Annotated in this window: 10 protein-coding genes; 6 read left to right on the forward strand and 4 right to left on the reverse strand. The window is 41.4% G+C overall.

Going from position 1 to position 19423, the window contains the following annotated elements:
* Positions 1-99: 99 nt before the first annotated feature.
* From IPM47_08725 to IPM47_08735, 3 genes are all read left to right on the forward strand, one after another.
* A complete protein-coding gene (locus IPM47_08725; protein QQS30986.1) occupies positions 100-4551 on the forward strand; it encodes a hypothetical protein in 4452 nt (1483 codons plus the stop codon).
* Positions 4552-4775: 224 nt separating this feature from the next.
* A complete protein-coding gene (gene ggt, locus IPM47_08730; GenBank protein QQS30987.1) occupies positions 4776-6527 on the forward strand; it encodes a gamma-glutamyltransferase in 1752 nt (583 codons plus the stop codon).
* A 155-nt stretch (positions 6528-6682) separates the two neighbouring features.
* Complete coding sequence (locus tag IPM47_08735; protein ID QQS30988.1) at positions 6683-7432, forward strand: glycosyltransferase family 2 protein; 750 nt, start codon at positions 6683-6685, stop codon at positions 7430-7432.
* A 38-nt stretch (positions 7433-7470) separates the two neighbouring features.
* Here IPM47_08735 and IPM47_08740 read toward each other — a convergent pair whose 3' ends face one another.
* The 4 genes from IPM47_08740 to IPM47_08755 all read right to left on the reverse strand — a co-directional run bounded on the left by IPM47_08740 (position 7471) and on the right by IPM47_08755 (position 15764).
* On the reverse strand, positions 7471-7623 hold the full coding sequence (locus IPM47_08740; protein ID QQS30989.1) for a hypothetical protein: 153 nt from the start codon (positions 7621-7623) through the stop codon (positions 7471-7473).
* Between the two features lie 1006 nt (positions 7624-8629).
* Positions 8630-8857 carry a hypothetical protein gene (locus IPM47_08745; protein ID QQS30990.1) on the reverse strand — a complete coding sequence of 76 codons (228 nt, stop codon included), beginning with the start codon at positions 8855-8857 and terminating at the stop codon, positions 8630-8632.
* Positions 8858-8905: 48 nt separating this feature from the next.
* Entirely contained in the window at positions 8906-10966 is a 2061-nt protein-coding gene (locus IPM47_08750; GenBank protein ID QQS30991.1) for a T9SS type A sorting domain-containing protein, read from the reverse strand.
* 58 nt (positions 10967-11024) lie between these two features.
* Positions 11025-15764 (reverse strand): T9SS type A sorting domain-containing protein, encoded by a 4740-nt coding sequence (locus tag IPM47_08755; protein ID QQS30992.1) that lies wholly within the window; start codon positions 15762-15764, stop codon positions 11025-11027.
* 477 nt (positions 15765-16241) lie between these two features.
* On the opposite strand from IPM47_08755, the gene IPM47_08760 reads away from it, so the two are divergent.
* The 3 genes from IPM47_08760 (at position 16242) to IPM47_08770 (ending at position 19375) form a co-directional block, all read left to right on the forward strand.
* Positions 16242-17720: a hypothetical protein gene (locus IPM47_08760; GenBank protein ID QQS30993.1), complete on the forward strand. Its 1479-nt coding sequence runs from the start codon at positions 16242-16244 to the stop codon at positions 17718-17720.
* A gap of 851 nt (positions 17721-18571) precedes the next feature.
* The gene (locus IPM47_08765; protein ID QQS30994.1) at positions 18572-18898 is read left to right on the forward strand and encodes a DUF3127 domain-containing protein; all 327 of its coding nucleotides are present in this window, start codon (positions 18572-18574) and stop codon (positions 18896-18898) included.
* 171 nt (positions 18899-19069) lie between these two features.
* Complete coding sequence (locus tag IPM47_08770; GenBank protein ID QQS30995.1) at positions 19070-19375, forward strand: hypothetical protein; 306 nt, start codon at positions 19070-19072, stop codon at positions 19373-19375.
* Positions 19376-19423 lie beyond the last annotated feature (48 nt).

The raw sequence follows: 19423 nt of genomic DNA on the forward strand, positions 1-19423 counted from the left end.
TTATAAACCGGTTTCAAGTACATTCTGAAGAACAAAATTACATTTTTACTTTAATCCGGAGGCTTTTTATAATTTTACCCTTAATTAAGTAAATTCAATATGATCAGGCATCTTGCAAGTTATTTAGTGTTGTATATATCCCTTTGTTTCACTACAACCTCTTTATCAGCACAAAGCAAAACCGAAGTAAAAAAAAGTTTTGAGCCTTATCCGGTTTACAAAGCCATGATGGCTGACAATTCGATTAACTTTTATACGGTCTGTGATTCTGCCGAGGCTTATTTCCAAAGGATAGATGTTTCGATTAAAGGCTCGGGCTATAAGCAGTATTTAAGGTGGAAAGATGAAAACGAAGCAAAATATGCCCCATCCGGCAACAGGATGGTAGATCATTTTATGCCATGGAAAGAATACCTGCGAATAAAAAGTGAAGGACAAGTTCAAAAACAAGCTCAGGACAACCCGACAGATAATTGGCAGAATTTAGGGCCGGATACCATTGGACAAATCACCGGGCATTATGCGGCGGGGCTTGGCAGGGTCGAATTTGTAGAAGTCAACAGATCCAACCAACAACAAATCTACATGGGATCAAGAAGTGGTGGGTTATGGCGCACCGATAATGGAGGAGCATCGTGGGAACATCACACCGACTTTCTCCCTGCTTCCGGTGTAAATGCCATTGCAGCCTCTCCTGCCCATTTTGATTCGGTCTTAATCAACGTGAGAATGGCGGGCAATGGCTATTCTTTTGGTATATACCGTTCGACAGACGGAGGCGTAAACTTTACCGAAACTGCTTTTAATCCTGCCAACCTGGGATTTGGAGGTTTAGGCAGCAATTTTAGAATCAATGTTATAAAATATCACCCGACTATACCAAATCTCGTTTTTGTCGGCACCAACAAGGGTATTTTTCGCTCAACCAACAATTTGACAACCTGGGTACAGAGCAATAACTCGTGGGATGTTCAGGACATTGAGTTTCACCCGACTGATAACAATATAGTCTATCTGCATGAAAATTATTATTGGGGGAGTAATAGAAATAAAATAATGAAATCCACCAATCAGGGTGTGAATTTTAGCCCGCTAACTGATTTGCCGGGTAATGACAATGCCGAAATCAATATTTCAGTTTCGCCTGTTTGCCCCAATTGTGTGTTCGCAGTTTCAGACAACGGTATCTGGAAATCTTATAATACAGGCTCCTCGTTTTTGACCTTTTTAAATCCCACACCTTCGGGGATTAGTTTATGGTACGGAGTTCCGAATGATCTGGATACGAATATCATAGTTGCCGGATATGTGGATTTATTCAGGAGTGTCAACAGCGGTGCAACCTTTGCGCAGGCAACCTGGTGGTCTTTGGGAAGTTCGCAACATGGCGGAGGTGGTAATCAGCAGGCATACAACAACAGCAATGTGTATGTACATGCAGACTGCAATTACCTGACCTGTATGAACGGTGTGTTTTATGCTTGTACAGATGGATTTCTTTGCAAATCAACCGACAATGGGCTAACCTGGCAAAAGTTGAGTCTTACGACCGGAATCAGGGAAAACTATAATTTAGGCATGTCGCAATCTAATTCTAACAGAACCATTTGTGGGTCTCAGGACAACGGCACGAGCATCCTGACCGAAAACGGATGGATAGAATATACCGGTGCTGACGGTATGGAGGGCATCATTCATACTTTGAACGACAACTGGATGATTGGCAGTTGGCAATACGGCTCGAGGCGAAGAACTTTTGACGGCGGGCTGACCAATCATGGTTGTACCCCTCCCGGTCAGGATGGCAATTGGATAGCCCCCATGTTTTATGATCCGAACCATCAAATGACCCTGTATTCGTTGGGAACGCTGGTTCACAAAAGTTTGGATTTCGGAAACAATTGGGTTGATTTAGGAACTCCGGCCGGCTTTGGCGGTGAAACAATTCAGTTTGCAGCCATTGCAGAAAACAACAGCAATATAATAGTGGCAACAAGGAGTGAAAAAATAGAACTCTCTACCGACGGAGGCGCAACCTTTAGTTCAATAAAAAATGGGTTGCCCAATCATAGTATTACCGATGTGGTTTTTGACCCCCAAAACGATGCCACAATGATTGTAACTTATGCCAATTATGAAGCAAACAATCAAAAGGTTTATATCACCTACAACTCAGGCACAACCTGGCAAAATATAACCTACAACCTCGGTAATATGCCTGTCCGGTGTGCTGTAATTGACCATACGCCTCAAAGGAATATTTACCTCGGTGCAGAAAATGGTTTATTTGTCAAACCCATGAATGCCACCACCTGGGAATTGTATAACCCCGGACTGCCCAATGTTACCATCAGAGAAATGGATATCAACTATGGTTCAAATACCATTCATGCCGCCACCTGGGGACGCGGTCTTTGGGAGTACAAACTCAAAGACAGAAATGAGTATCCGTCAATTACTCATACTGCTATAACCTCCGTTCCTACCCTGTACCAACCAAGAGCAGAAGTTGAACAATGGGTTACCTCTCAAATTGAATACAACGGCGAACTGACGGATGTGTTTGTGAAATGGTCGGTCAATTCTCCAGACTTTTCCAATACTATTCCGATGAGCCATTTGACAGGAAATTACTGGAAAACCGACTCTTCTTTTCCGGAATATCCCGCCGGAACAAATCTGTATTTTAAAGTCTTTGCCGTAGGTGAAAATGCGGACACTACGGAAACTTATAAATTTATGTATGAACTGAAGCCCCACGAATATTGTGCGGCAAGTGGTGAAAGCGAAAACGGCAATTTGTATATCAACAATTTTTATTGCGCCAATCTTTCCAATACCTCTACCGGGAATAATGCCTATACTTATTATCCGAATACACCTATTGTCATGTACAAGGATTCCACTTATACAGTCTCTGCCAATTTTAATACAAGTTGGTCTTCCAATGATTTGATTATTTGGGTGGACTACAATAACGACCTCGAATTTAACCAATCGGAACGGGTGGTTTTGGATTTGAATACAGGCAGCAATGGCAGTGGAAGTATTACCATTCCGGCTACTGCAGTCGAAGATGAGATTTGCAGAATGCGTGTCAGACTGGGTTACTGGGGAGATTACAGTTCAGCTTGCGGAACCACTCTTGGAGAAGTTGAAGATTATCCGGTCATTATCCGAAGTGCTCCATCTATTCAGTTTACCGGCAGTTCTGTTTTGTGTGCCGGACAAAATCTGGATTTTTATTATTCAGGAACTCCGGTCGATTCGATAAAATGGACTTTAAGCAACGGAAATGGCAGCTTAATCTTTACCGGGGCAACTTTAAATGCCAATACTCTTGTTCCGGCAACCTATACTGTATTGATTACAGCCTATAAATACGGTCTGCCATTTCACAAAAACTACCCCTCTTATTTGGCAATTCATGCCTTGCCAACTGTCAATGCGGGAACTGACCAATCTGTATGTGAAGGGCAAAGCATTGTGCTGAACGGTAGCGGAAGCGGCACACTTAACTGGAGCAACGGTGTTGCAAACGGAATCCCATTTACCCCAACCGATTCAGATATTTACCAGCTCACGGTTATAAACGAATACAATTGTTCCCAATCAGATGCAGTGTTTGTGATGGTTATGGACAATCCTGTTGCTGCTATTTTGCCGGAATCGGTTAGTCTTAGCTGTATGAACCCATCTGAAGATTTGATAGCAAATGGGGGTATTAACTATGTTTGGGATGACAATTCAACCGGCTTTGTAAGAACTGTTACAGCTCCGGGTGAGTATTCTGTTACAATAACAGATGTAAATGGCTGTACAGATAGTGCAAACATAACAATTCAGCAAGTCCCAACCATAGGGTTGGAGTTTAAAGCCATTTTGGGGGGGGGGTATGAAATGGCTCAGGGAAACATGCGCAATTACCTGCGCCAGAACAATATACTTCCGTTGACCCCGCCTTATCACCAACTTCCCTGGTTATTGCCTTGTGCCGAATCCTATACCCAATACAGCGAAATGCCAGCCGATATGGTAGATTATGTGGTTATTGAAGCCCAAAATGCGGAAGATCAACAACAACCGGCAATTGTTTTATGCGGCATTTTACATCAGGATGGAAGCATAAGCGGTATTTTTCCCGATGGAAGTACCTGTCTTCGCGGGTTTATAGAAACTTCGCAGTTGACCACAAATCAATCCTATTATTTTACAATCCGGCATCGAAACCATACAAGCGTTCGAACCGCTATGCCTGTTCAGGCAATTCAAGGCACTGTAATTGATTTTAGATTGTCCGGAACTGTAGAAGATGGCAATCACCAACTTTTGCAAATTGAAGGGACTTCTTTAGGTGCCATGATACCTGCCGATTTTTATGCAGATGGTATTCATAATATTGCCGACTTTAACCTGTTCCTAACTCAATCCGGGCTTCCTTTTGGCTACCACAAAGCAGATGGCAACTTAGATGGTATAGTCAGCATGTCTGATTTTAACCTGTATCAGTTGTACCGATCCCGTATTGGCGTGTTTCAGGTGCGATATTGATTTGGTTTTTCCAATATTATGTTTGGACAACCTTTATTTCTCATCCGGAAAGGTAAAAAAATAGTGTTAGGTAAATTATATCCGTTATTTTTGCCTTGTTTTTGGTTTCATGTTATTTTGCCTGTATTTGCTAAAAATAACATTGGACAACTCTTAAATTGTAAGGCCGGTCAGTTTGTTTGCAGACAGACACTTTCTGACTTGGTTATTATCTGCTGATGTTTATGTTTCGTATATATAGCTTGATTTTTTTTATTTTCCTGTTAACAGGATGTAAGGAAGCCCCGTTTCCAAATCTTTTGAACCGCAACACGAATGCACAATATTCAGGTGCAATCGGAAGCAAAGCTATGGTGGTTACCGCCCATAGAGATGCCACACGGATTGGCGTAGAGGTTTTAAATAAAGGAGGTAATGCCATTGATGCAGCAGTCGCTGTTCAGTTTGCTTTGGCAGTAGCCTATCCGAGTGCAGGCAATATTGGCGGCGGAGGATTTTTAGTCTTGCGAACAAAAAACGGAGAAATTGCCAGTTTGGATTACCGCGAAAAAGCACCGCTTAAAGCATATCGGGACATGTATTTAGACAGTCTTGGCAATGTGATACCCAATTTAAGCCTTTTGGGACATTTGGCGGCAGGCGTTCCGGGAACCGTTGACGGAATGGTAAAGGCACACGAAAAATATGGATCCTTGCCATGGCAGGAACTGATTCAACCTGCTATAGATCTGGCAGAAAACGGGGTTTATTTTTACTCAGACATTGAACCCAATAAACTCAACACAATTCAGGAAGATTTTAAAAGGCTCAACACGAAGCCTTGTGTTTTTGTGAAAGAGGGCGGATGGAAAGCAGGTGAAACTATCAAACAACCAGATTTGGCAAAAACCCTGAAATTCATCAGAGATAAAGGACGCAATGGATTTTACAAAGACACCATTGCTAAATCCATCGTTGAAGAAATGAACAGAGGGGGAGGTATCATTACAATGGACGACCTTAAGAATTACGAATCTGTTTGGAGAACCCCGCTGATCAGTCAATACAAAGATTACCGGATTATTTCACTGCCTCCTCCGTCAAGCGGAGGGGTAGCACTCAGCCAATTGTTGAAATTAGTCGAAAACTACCCTATTGCAGAATGGGGGTTTCATACGCCTCAATCTGTTCATTTAATGGTAGAAGCCGAACGCCGGGTTTATGCAGACCGGGCAACTCATCTTGGTGATCCGGATTTTTTTACGGTTCCGGTATCGGCATTGTTGGGGAAAAAATATCTGGCCAAACGGATGGAAGATTTCAATCTCGAAAAGTCAACCCCTTCGGCAAACATTACAGCAGGGAAAATCGAGGGTTTAAAATTAGAGCCGGTTAAATCCAAAGCTAAAGTTGAAAAAGAAGAAACCACCCATTATTCGATTGTGGACGAATTTGGAAATGCTGTTTCTGTTACCACCACCCTTAATGGCTCTTACGGTTCGAGGGTTTGTGTGGGCGGTGCCGGTTTTTTACTCAACAATCAAATGGACGATTTCAGTGTAAAGCCCGGCGTGCCTAATCTTTACGGTTTAGTTGGCGCAGAAGCAAATGCAATCGCCCCTTCTAAAAGAATGTTGAGTTCTATGACCCCTACAATTATCGAAAAAAATGCACAGCTTTTTATGATTTTGGGTTCTCCGGGTGGTTCAACGATCATCACTTCTGTTTTTCAGACATTTTTGAATGTGGTAGAATACAAAATGACCATGCAGGAAGCCGTAAACCTCGGACGGTTTCACCATCAATGGAAACCTGATACCGTTTTTATCGAGGAAAATTCTTTATCCAAAATATGTGTTCAGAAATTGGAGAAAATGGGGCATAAAATCGTTACCCGTGAACCCATAGGAAGGGTTGATGCAATTATGGTTCGAAGTGACGGAACACTGGAAGGTGCCGGCGATATACGGGGAGAAGATACAGCTTTGGGATATTAAAACTTAACAGCTATATCAAACTATAAGGGCAATCTTTAAAAAAAATGAGAGGATAAACCAGCCTTAAAACAACGAACAGAATTATATTATATAGAAATCAAAAAGCTAAATGTAATTGAAATTTTTTTTCACTTTTCACTTTTCACTTTTAAAAAATGCTCTTTAATAAAAAAGTAGTGGTGGTGATGCCTGCATACAATGCCGCCAAAACCCTCGAACAAACCTATAGCGAAATACCACATAACATTGTAGATGAAGTGATATTGGTTGACGATGCCAGTAAAGACAATACCGTAGAAGTAGCCCATCAGTTAGGGGTACACCATATAATCAGGCATGATAACAACAAAGGCTATGGGGGCAATCAGAAAACCTGCTATCACAAAGCAATGGAACTTGGTGCCGATATAGTCATCATGCTACATCCTGACTACCAATATACGCCTAAACTAATTCCTGCTATGGCAAGTATCATTGCTTTGGATTTATATCCCGTGGTTTTGGGTAGCCGCATTTTGGGAAAAGGGGCGTTAAGAGGTGGAATGCCTTTATATAAATACATCGCCAACAGGTTTCTGACTTATTTTCAAAATATCTTAATCGGTCAGAAACTATCCGAATATCATACCGGCTATCGCGCTTTTTCGCGGAAAGTACTCGAAACTATTCATTTTGATGCCAACTCTGACGATTTTGTGTTTGACAACCAAATGCTGTCGCAGATTTTTTACGCAGGCTTTGAAATATCCGAAGTTACCTGCCCTACCAAATATTTTACCGATGCCTCATCTATCAACTTTAAACGGAGTGTTAAATATGGCATGGGTGTTTTGAAAGTATCGCTCATGCACCGTTTGCAACTCTGGGGTTTCAGAAGATTTTCAATTTACAGGCAGGAGAAGTAGGCAGAGAATGTTTTTGTTAAAACTTGGGCTAATATATTCTATCCGGCTGATGGACTATTGAAATGATTTTGTGGTTGAACCAAAGCATGTTGAGTTTGCCGAAACAAAGGTGTTTTGTAAATTGCCTGACCGGTGAGGTTGTAGAGGCTTACTTTTAATTCCTGAGTTGCCACTAAAACCCCTGCTACCACTCCAACTCCCTGAAGTTTATCTTGTAGGGGGCTCCCAAAGATTTTTGCACGGAGTTACACAGAGGATTTGCACAGAGAACCACAGAGAAAAATAATATACTTTTTGGTTCTTTGTGCTGCCTCCGCGAATCTCTGTGATAAAATAATTGCCGGAAATAAAGCAATAAAGCACCGATACACTTGCACGGAGTTACACAGAGGATTTGCACAGAGAACCACAGAGAAAAATAATATACTTTTTGGTTCTTTGTGCTGCCTCCGCGAATCTCTGTGATAAAATAATTGCCGGAAATAAAGCAATAAAGCACCGGTACGCTTGCACAGAGTAACACAGAGGTTTTACACAGAGCACTACAGATAAAAATAATATAATCTGTGGTTCTCTGTGCTGCCTTCGCGAACCTCTGTGTTAAAATAATTGCCGGAAATAAAGCAATAAAGCACCGGTACGCTTGCACGGAGTAACACCGAGGTTTTACACAGAGCACTACAGAGGAAAATGATATACTCTGTGGTTCTCTGTGCTGCCTTCGCGAACCTCTGTGTTAAAATAATTGCCGGAAATAAAGCAATAAAGCACCGGAACGCTTGCACAGAGTTACACAGAGGTTTTACACAGAGCACTACAGAGAAAAATAATATACTCTGTGGTTCTCTGTGCTGCCTTCGCGAACCTCTGTGATAAAATAATTGCCGGAAATAAAGCAATAAAGCACCGGTACACTTGCACAGAGTAACACAGAGGTTTTACACAGAGCACTACAGAGAAAAATAATATACTCTGTGGTTCTCTGTGCTGCCTCCGCGAACCTCTGTGATAAAATAATTGCCGGAAATTAAGCAATAAAGCACCGGTACACTTGCACAGAGTAACACAGAGGTTTTACACAGAGCACTACAGAGAAAAATAATATACTCTGTGGTTCTCTTTGCTGCCTTCGCGAACCTCTGTGTTAAAATAATTGCCGGAAATAAAAGAATAAAGCACCGATACTCCTAAGCATCCTCAATTCCGGTAAAAGCCGGAACACCAACAAACCGCTGCAAGATTATCACTGAAAGGAGTTAAGACATTGTTTATTGCAAAAGTCAGTGTGTTTTGGGCAGGGTTAGGGTACAAATTACCATTATAAGCCAACCCCTTTTCAAAAAAAGTGTGCCTGTTGTCGCCTTCGTTTGCCAATGCGATATGCCAATCCTTATAGTTTTGGCAAAACCATGAGGTTTTAAACACCCCGCCTTTCAGGTTTTTTACTTTTCACTTTTAGTTTTTCACTTTTCACTATCTCACCACCGCCACCTTCCCCCGCACCAAAACAGCACCGCCGTTCTCAACCACATAAACATACACCCCCACCGGCAAATGCGCCACTGAAACGGTTTTATGGGTTTCGCTTGCACCAAGAGTAGTTTGAAGCACGGTTTGGCCGGTGAGGGTGAGGAGTTTTATTGCTATGCCGCTGCCATCTGTTACCCCTAAATCCCCTGAAGGGGGAGTTTGGCCTTCGGGTAGGGCAAAGGTTAACGTGTTTTGGGCGGGGTTGGGATAGACGAGGATGGAACCCACCCCTGCCCCTCCGAGGAGGGGATTTTCGGGAGAAATGCCTACCGGTTTTGCTATTGCTATTGTCCCGGTGTAAACCGAAGTGGACTGACACACGACAACTGTTAAGCTAACGGTAAAATTGCCGTTGTCGGGATAGGTGTGAACGGGGTGTTCTTCGGAAACAGGGGGGCTGCCGTCTCCGAAATCCCAGATGCAGTAGCCGCCTTGCCCGATGTATGCGTTTTGGCTCAGGTTGGTGAACAACACGGTGTAATCTAATATTTCGTGACCGAAAGCCGCTTGCGGATTTGGCTCGAAATCTATGCACGCGGCACGGGTGAGAGTTGAAGTGTCGTTGCAAACTATAGCCTGCAGGGTAACGGAGTATAAGCCGGATGATTGGTAGGTGTGGGTGGGCAGGCTGCCGCTGCAGGGTTCGAAGCCCTGACCGCAAAGCAGGGGCGGGCTGCCGTCTCCCCAGTCTAAGATATAATGCCCGCCGTCTATGCTGTCGGGATAGACGTATTGGCTTTGGTTGGCAAAGGCTATGGTTTGGGGCATGGATGGGTATGGCAGCGCCAAAAAATCAGCCTTAGGCTCGGTAAGCAAACCCATGCAGTTTAAGCGGACCAACCATGCGTCCGCCCCCGAACCCGAAGCGGTGTTGCTCTCCGTTCTGCCGCACAGCACATACCCGCTTTTGCCGCTGTAGTCGTGGTTTTGGACGATGAGGTCGTAGAAATAGTCCGGTTTGTTGCCTCCGTATCTCCGTTTCCAAAGCGTGTTCCCCGAACTGTCGAGTTTTACAATTTCGGCATCTAATAGTACCAACGGAGCCATGGAATATGGGTAGGTTGAACCGGCAATGACAACTTCTCCTGTTGTTAATTCTTTTACGCTTGATGCGGCACTTTCTAAAAAATGCTCGTTGTTTATCCAAGCCACACTATGATCTGGGTTTAATTTATAGACATAAGCATAAGTATTTACATTGGGAACAATTCTCCTTCCCGAAAAAAAGATATTACCACTACTGCCAACAAATAAACTTGTTGCTACATCACATGAAATCCAGTTAGTGGGGTTGAGGTCAAAAACCTGATGCCAAAGCCAGTTGCCAAGAGAATCTATTTTGATGAGGGCTATATCGCTGTTATCATAATTGACCGTTGCCAACAAATATGCGCCCCCATCTGGCGTTGCGGCGATGTCTTGAATCCAATTTAGCTTATTAGAAGTGTTAAAATAGAAATTATATAGAGTATCTAATAAGATAAAGCCAGTGGTAGGGTTCTTTTTCGTTAGATATAGATAAAGACCATTATTATCTGGAAGGTCTATCCAACCACCCATTAAAACGTTCTCACCTGTCTTTGTAGCACATCTGAGATTGGTACTATTTAATTGCCAAGCATTTATTGGTTGTAAATTCGGTTGTAACAACACATAGTAAGATAAAGCTGAATCCGTTTCTACGTTTCTTCCTTCACTTACTAATAAAAAATTGTTATCATTTAAAGCCAATAAATCCATTGCACCGTTTTCAAAGTAAGAGCCACAAAATTCTTGTCTTACCCAGTTCTCACCATTGAGATTAACTGAAACTATAAAAGAACAAACTAAAAAATTATCAGGATTAGCAAATCTTCCGGAAAGATAATATAAAGTATCTTGCTGTAATATTGTCGAAGCATGATGACTTATCTCCCAAGAATAAGATTTGGAGAAATATTTTTGAGCAAAGCAATCAGAAGACAATATGCACAATAGAAATGTTACCAGTAAACAGCTTTTCATAATTGGTTAATTTAAAATGCCACGCAACTTAATGTTTAGTTGCGTGGCATGTGAATAATTAGTTTAAGATAACCAATTTATCTTTAAAAATGGTTTTGCCATTAAGGCTTACTGTATAAAAATACAACCCAGATGTAAAATGATGAACATCTATATTAAATGTTCCACTATTTTTAAACGAGTTGGTGCTTACTCTTTTACCTATAGAATTATATATAGTTAAAATGGCCTCCTCGTCTTTAGACAATGTACAATTTATAAATGCTGTTTGGGTAGTTGGGTTTGGATATAATCTAAACAGTGATTGATTATTCCAATTTTTAAACGAAGTGTACCAGTTGTCGCCGCCATTTGCCAAGGCCGGCAATTCGACGGGAAACTCTATCGTCTTTGCCAGATATAGCAATGTCTGCGCTTTGTAGCTCGTTTTGGTGCCGCTTTCGGCTATATCTAATAGTTGGTCTTCTTCGGCATTTGTTATTTCAAATATGGTGCGGTTGTCGTTGCGCAGATCAATCAACAACTGATTTAACTCCACAAACCTAAGGTTTTCCTCGGTTTCGGCATCTATCAGGTTCAACAGATTTTGTGCAACTTCAATGCTGTCAATAGCAATGTAATGCGGGACAAGCCGGCGTTGGGCCAAAAGATATTCATTATACTCATGCAGTAAAGACAAAGCATCAATATAATTGCTGTCTGTCAATAATCGCAATACGAGTTCAGCCAATTCTAAATCAGTCATGGCATCAATGCCAAAATATTCTGTTACATCAGAGATTGGAGTATATCCTTGGTCTGAACAAAATTCATTTAATCCAATATCAAAACAATTTTCCGGTTCGTAGTCTCCGATTGCCGACAAGTCTTCATCTATCAGTTCGGTAGCATTTACATCGTTATAAATAATGCTGTTTACTTCGAAGCCTCCGACAGCGGGGCCTAACCTAATGTCCATCACCCCGAAAACACCTTCGCCACTGTAAGGGACAAAAGTATTGGCGGCAGGTAAATTTAAATCGCAATCTCCCTGTTGTGGAAGAACTCCATTCGAGTTGTAGAAGGCTCGCAAGTCTAAACCGTAATGGGCGTAATCCAACAAGTGGTTGCACCAGAACCATGTGGCAGAATTATCGCCTTCTACTATGATGGCTTGTTGGGTGTTGTTGACGAGGTTGCCGGCAATTATTGAGCCGTCCATATCGCTTTGGTTGATGATGATACCCATATTCGTATTATGCAGAAAATTGTTGGTTGCCAATATGTTTGAGCCTCGCAGGTAGAATGAAGCGGTGAGAAGAGGGTTATAGAAATCTATACTGTTACCGGTGTCGTTTACCTTGTTCCCTATCAGCTTACACAAGTCGTTTCCGTCTGCTTGTACAGACAGGCGGCAGTTTTGAAAATTATTGGTTTCTATTATACTGACCTGCGATATGGCGTTTTTAAAATTGCGGGCAGAGATTCCTACTTGATTTTCTTCAAAAAAGTTATCTCTTGCCAGCAGGTGTGCTACGTGGTTTGCTCTGATGCCATATTTATGGTTATGAGAATAACAATCTAAAACAACAATTCGGTTACACCATGTGGCATGAATGCCGGCTTCGGGCTGTTCGATTAGGTTGTTAAACGGATACCATAAACCGGCGCTTTCGGTAAGAAAATCGTTGTGTGTAAAAGAATAATTGATGTTGTTGTTCCAACTTACGTTGATGTCCTGAAAACAACCTTTAAAATTGGAGTGGTTGATAGAAATTATACCTCCGGAGGTTGCTCTTGCCGGAGAGTCGGAAAACAAAACGGGTAATGAAATTGAAGATACGTTGATATATGGGTTATCCGGCGGCGAAGTATTGGCAATAGTGGTATTGTTGAGCGGGGCTAAATTCATATTTACTACTCCTAAGATAGCGTGTAGCACTTGCGATTCATACATATCGAATTTCCCTGCATTACTTGGGGATGGTGTGATATCTATACCCGGACCTTGAACCTGAACACCTGTCCACATTACTTCACAAACACCGTCAATCACTGTATTTTCTATACTGAGCGATCCGCCGGGCTGTACAAGAATGCGTTTGTCGGGGGCAAAAAACAGATTCATATCGTTGATAGCAAGTTCTATGCCGTTGGGGATGACCAAATCCACATTAAACGACAAGTCGGTTGAACTGCCGGTAATAGCGGTAAACGGATGGGAACCGGGCTGCCATGTGGCAGTGGCGGGCGGGGAATAGCTGTTCCGGTTTTCGCCAAACTCGGATAGTATATAAACATCCTGTGTGCCTGCGTTCACGGTGAAAAAGTTGGTTATATCGAGACAATCATAAGGGGGAACTGTCGGTTCGCACTCAATAATGGTCAGCACTACATTTATCCCCGCGCCGTTTCCACTTATACATATACCGCTTGTGCCGGAATTAATGGCTTGCATGTTGATAATAATTTCCTGCCCAACAGTAAAAGAAGAGCCAATGTTGAGGTTTAGATCAACAGTTGTACAAAGGTTGGTATTGGGGTCAAAATCTACAGTTGTTTGCCCAAAATTATTAAAAACACCGCTACCGTTAACCACAGAAACTCCGGGCAGGCTTTCTATGTCGGCATCCAAAAATACACTTACGAGGTCAAAAGGCCCTGTTTCGGGAGTTTCTAAACAGATAGTATAGGGGATGGTAACAATACTGCCCGGGCAAACATCGTCTATATCGTCTGCACTTATACTGATATGTTCTTCACATTCGAGGGTAACTTTTAGATTGTCTATAAACAAATTTGTTAACCCTGCATTCTCTGAACTACCGATAGTTGAATTGACATTCAAAAGCAAAGTATTAATTGGTGTTCCAGTAGTATTTATCCAGGTAAAACTGTAAAAAGGTAAATTATTAAAATCAATGGCATCTAAAATGGCAGTCATTGCAGTAGGTTGAATTGCTTGATAATTAATAGGAAGTCCACATGGATCCAAGTTCATATTTGTAGCGGTAATTGTGCTACCACACAAAAAAAACTCATCGCTAGTGCAATCTGGAAAAGGAAAAGACGAACAAGGAGGATAATCGCTTAAAGCTGTAAATTGTATAGTGGGTTCTATGTCAGGATCATTTCCCCATGCAAGCAAGTACATATATAATGCAGTTGCGTTAAAACTGATTACCACTTCGCATCCTATTGGTATGGGTTTTGATAAAGGAATAGGAGTTGCATCCCAATCGAATGCCGAAAGAGTTCCTGCTATCGCGATAAGCAATTGGTTGTTTTCATCATAGTCTGTAATATGAGGACTGCTAATCCTACCATCAAATTGTATTTCGGGCACATTTAGTCCGTCGTAAATGACATCATTATAATTAAACTCTTCAAAATCACCAAAGCACACAATATTACAGTATGGATCATCGCATACAGTTTCTATTGGTTCGTTCTTTACGACAACGGTTACTATTTCGGTTTGACAAATACCATCGCAAGATACTACGGTGTAGCAGAAGTAGAAAATACCTGTTGAAGTAGCTGTTATGGTTAGGGTAGTACCGACAAGGGTTACATTTAAATCGCCTATAAAACCGCAATCGGTAACGATGCTTATGTCTGCACCTTCGGGTATGATATCATTAGCTGTGATGCTGTTATTATCGGTCAAGTCAAAAATAAGCGGGTTATTGGCAGCCGTTCCCTGTAAAAAGATTTGATAGGAATCGGGGTTGGTAAATACTTCGCAGTTTTGCGGGCAGCTTTCCTCGGTGACTAAATGATAGCCCAATGCACAGAGTATCTGTTGCTCTTCGGCGGTAACTACCCGCCTTGCTTCGGCATAATCAAATTCGTAGTGCATGACATATTTTAATGCCGGACTTAATCCCAGGTTTGTAGCACAACCAAAATCTAAATGCGAGAGTTTATTCAGAAAAAACGAAGGACCGTTACCGCCTGTAAATGTGGTGTAAGCACCCACATTTACGGGTGCAATAATTACATCATCCGCGTTTTTAAATGCTAATTTTAAGTTGCAGCCCGAAGCCAAATCATCGGGCATATCGGGGAAATCGGTTTCATTAAAGGTATAGTCGTCGCAACAATCTATAGAAGGGTTATGTTGCAACAAATAGTCCTCTTCGAGTTTAGAATAAATAAATCTATCCCAACGGGAATAGAAATCGCCATCCAACAGGGGCGTTCCGTTAACGCTTATTCTGGAGGCAAACCCCAAAATATGCAAGGCTTCGTGTAATGCGATGCTGTAAAGGTCTAAATAGTTGGCTGCAATCGTAGGGTTATCAAAGTCATCGGTTGGCAGGTCGTCGTCTAAGGTATGCCAAGCATAAAGGTTACTGATTCGCAATTCGCCCAAAAAATAACCTGCAGGATAAGAAGTTAAGTAAGTGTTGTTGAGGCGGTCTAAAATCAGGCTGTTTGCCATGCCACATTCAGCCTCCCAAAATGGGGAACCGGTTCCGGCAACACCGCTAGTAAGTTCCATTTTATTTACCAAAATATCGACAGGAAGGTCGCTTTCTGAGATAATCAAATCAGAAAGGTCAGCAAAAACCTGGCAGATAGTTTCTTGTTCCTCATCTGACCATGTTGTTCCTTCAAAGTAAAGATCGAAATGTCCGCTCTCACAATCGCTTTTGAAAGCTAAAGGATAGTAATTGAGCCTTACCTCTTCTTCGGTATAAGCATTTCCAAACCGATCGTAAAAACGGGCTGTTTGTCCTTGTTGAAGCGGCGGCTTCTCAATCAGTCCGCAAAAATCAAGCGGTTGCCCCATCAACACATTACCCCCCCCCATATATATAGGGAAAGCGATACGAAGACAACCAAATACTTAAAGCATGAAACAGGGAAAGAACTTTTTTCATTACGCATAAATTGGAGTTTTAATGCGGTTTAAAAAATGTTTCGTTAGTTAGTTTGTGTTCCCCAATGTGTTTTTTTATGATGGTGTAAGGTAGTGAATTGATTTATTGCTTGTATCAACAAATTTAAAAAAAATTTGCAGTGCTTACTTTTTTCTGAAGGAGGATATCAGGGATTTTTTTTACAAGGAATGTAACGAGAAAAATTGATTTGAAGGATTTTTCAAAATACGGATTGCGTTTCCGTATTATCCTAATCTAATTACACCAACCAAAACTTCGAGCTTTGGCATAGTTTGTCTATTTTTGCGACCTGATATTTGCGGCTCGAATGCAACATTTTGTTTCGTTTAATCATCTTCTTACACTTTTGCCGGCCAAACTGCGGTTTCATTCCTTAAAAATACAACGTGTTCAGATACCGATTTATTCAGATTTACCTTTTTAGTATTTGTGCGGCCCTGATGTTATTGTTCACCTTTTGTCGTGATGATAACTGGGCTACTGATACTTCCGACAAACTCGCTTTTTCAACCGATACTTTAGGGTTTGATACCGTATTTACAAGCGTTGGCTCTACTACCCATGGTTTTTTGGTTTACAACAACCATAAAAACCGGATTAATATTTCTTCGGCAAGGATGGGGGGTGGCGAAGGTTCTCCGTTTAGAATGAATATTGACGGACTTTCGGGTAAAAACCTGAGTAATATCGAAGTTTGGGCCGAAGATAGTGTATATGTGTTTGTAGAAGTTACCATAGACCCCGACGACACTACTACTCCCTTTGTGGTAGAAGACAGCATTTTGTTTGAAACAAACGGCAACCTTCAAAAGGTAATTCTGAGAGCATGGGGGCAAAACGCCAATTTTTTCGGACCCGGAACTCCAAACGGGCATAAGGTAGGGGTTACCGGCGACACTACATGGACCAATAACAAGCCTTATGTTATCTATGGAGGCATTATCGTTGATACCCTTCAACGCCTGACCATTGAGCCCGGGTGCAGAATCCATCTTCACAACAACGCTGTACTATATGTTAAGGGAAGCCTTCTGGTAAATGGCGGAACCGACTCTACCCAGATTGTTACATTTACCGGCACCCGCTTAGAACAATATTACGATGGAATCCCCGGACAATGGGGCGGTATATACCTGCTTAGTGCCAGCTACGACAACCTGATTACCGGGGCATTGATTAAAAACGCCCTGTTTGGAATCAGAACCGACTCGGTTTCGGTCAATCAACGTCCCAATTTGATTATCGGGAACAGTGTGATACGCGATATTTTCGATTCGGGCATCATCGGTCTATCAACCGGAATTGTCGGTTATAACAACCTGATTTATAATTGTGGCCGCCACAATCTTCAGTTCGAGTATGGGGGTCAATATACTTTTGTCAACTGTACTTTTGCAAATTACAGCAACGCCATCATCAATCATCGAAGCCCTATTGTCAGGATTGCAAATTATTTTCCGATAGACAATACCGTCAGTATCTTTCCATACACACAAACGGCTTTTACCAACTGTATCATTTACGGAAGTGAAAAAGAAGAGCTTCTGCTCGATGATGAACTCGAAGGCGGAGATCCAAATTTTATCACCACGCTTACTCGTTGTCTGCTAAAAACCGAGCGAAGCAATACTGACCCTTTGGTTGCCGATTGTCTGTTGAACCCTGCTTTTCAGGACACCCTGTTTGTCAACTCATTTCAACGAGATTTTAGATTGAACGACGATTCGCCTTGCATCAACGCCGGATTGTCCGACTTTCAAATTGACCTCGGTTTTACAACCATCAGTTTACAGACCGATTTGTTGGGAAACAACCGCAACGATGGAGCCTGGGACCTGGGATGTTATGAGTTTATACCGGAATAATGTGCAAAGTACCCCCAATCCGGACAATTCTTGTCTGTAACACATTAAAACAAGATTTATGCTATTTTGGAAAGCGGTAAATTCTTGTTTTATTACCCTCAGTTAAACTTTGCGGGTCAGACCTTTAAAAACAGGGGGGGGCTTCAATCAAAAACTGACAACCTATAGCCCTGATTTCGCCTACCCTTTCCCGAAGTAGGTAAGAAGCCGGTAAATTAAAATCAAAAAACTAACTTGAGAAGCAAATTTTATTGTCTTTTTAAGGAGGAAAATTGCTTTTTTTAAAGCGTAAATTGCTTTTTTAAAAAGGAAAATTGATTTTAAAACTTTTATAAAAACCGGAATTGGGTCAAATCTTACTTCATTACTCAATAAAATGATGATTTTAGGAAACAAAAGATTAATTAAACTTCCAAAAATCTATTTTTTAACCTTTAAAATTGAAATTTTTAGGAGAGAAAAGTCAATTTAATTGAGGAAAATTGATTTAAAAATCTATAAAATTGACATTTTTTTGGAGAAAATTTTGCCTTGCCTGGTGAATAAAACAGATGTATGGGCGAAAATTTTTTTTATAAATGTGCTTGCTTTTTTTTTACCGGGTCTGAATTGTAGATTGTTCCCAAACAAACCGGACTTAAATAGTTTCTTTGTTTTTTTCCGGTTTAAGTGGTTGTTGTAGTTTTTGAGTAAAAAAGCGAGGTTAAACTTGCTTAAATTTTATGAAGTTTTGGTAAAAAAAAGGTAGAACGCTCGCACAAAAAAATAAAAGTAATTTATACCAATGTATCAATAATGTATAAAAAGATGTAACTTTCGGCCTACTTAGCAACTCTTTAACGCGTAAGAATATGGAAATTACCGGTAGAATTATTCAGTTACTGCCTTTACAGGAAGGTACAAACCGCAGTGGTAACCCTTGGCGCAAACAGGAATTTATACTTGAAACGGAGAGTCAATATCCCAAAAAAGTATTGGTTATGCTTTGGGGAGATAAAGTCGAACAATTTAAAGTACAAGAAGGACAAAAAGTTACGGCGTATATAGACCTCGAAAGCAGAGAATATAATGGTCGCTGGTACACCGAAGTCAGGGCTTGGAAATTGGTTTCAGGCAACGAAAACGATTCAAATAATTCTCAGCCTCCTCCTGAGGACGAAGACGGCATGCCTTTTTAATTCATAAAGACATTCGCGATTTTAGAAACGGTGTTTTTTTGAACATTTTAGCCGGTGGGGAATCTTTCACCAATTCTCCTGTCTGAAAAATCAAGCATTTTTTGGCGCAAAAGCTAATTTTTTCAACTTACCAACATCCCACTTTTTCGGTAAAGTGGCTGACTTTTATATATGAGGTACACACAACATACTTTAGAGGCACTTGAAAACCTTTTGAAAGAAGGAGGTTACCGGTTGAAGACAGGGAAAGGCAGTTTTAACTCGGGATACTGCATCCTGCACGATAAAAAAGTAGTTGTACTGAACAAATACCATTCTATGGAAGCCCGTATCAACTCGCTGATAGATATAATTCGGGAACTGCCGTTCGATGTCCAGAGTTTGCCCGATGAGTTGGCGGAATGGTATCACAAAGTAATGCCCATGCAAACAAAACATCCGATTTTAAAAGGAAACACCGACATCACCATTCCTTAAACAGATATTGAGAGGTTTTTAGGTGTTTCATAAAACAGGAAAAGTAGA

The organism is Sphingobacteriales bacterium (genome assembly GCA_016700115.1).
Lineage (GTDB): Bacteria > Bacteroidota > Bacteroidia > Chitinophagales > UBA2359 > UBA2359.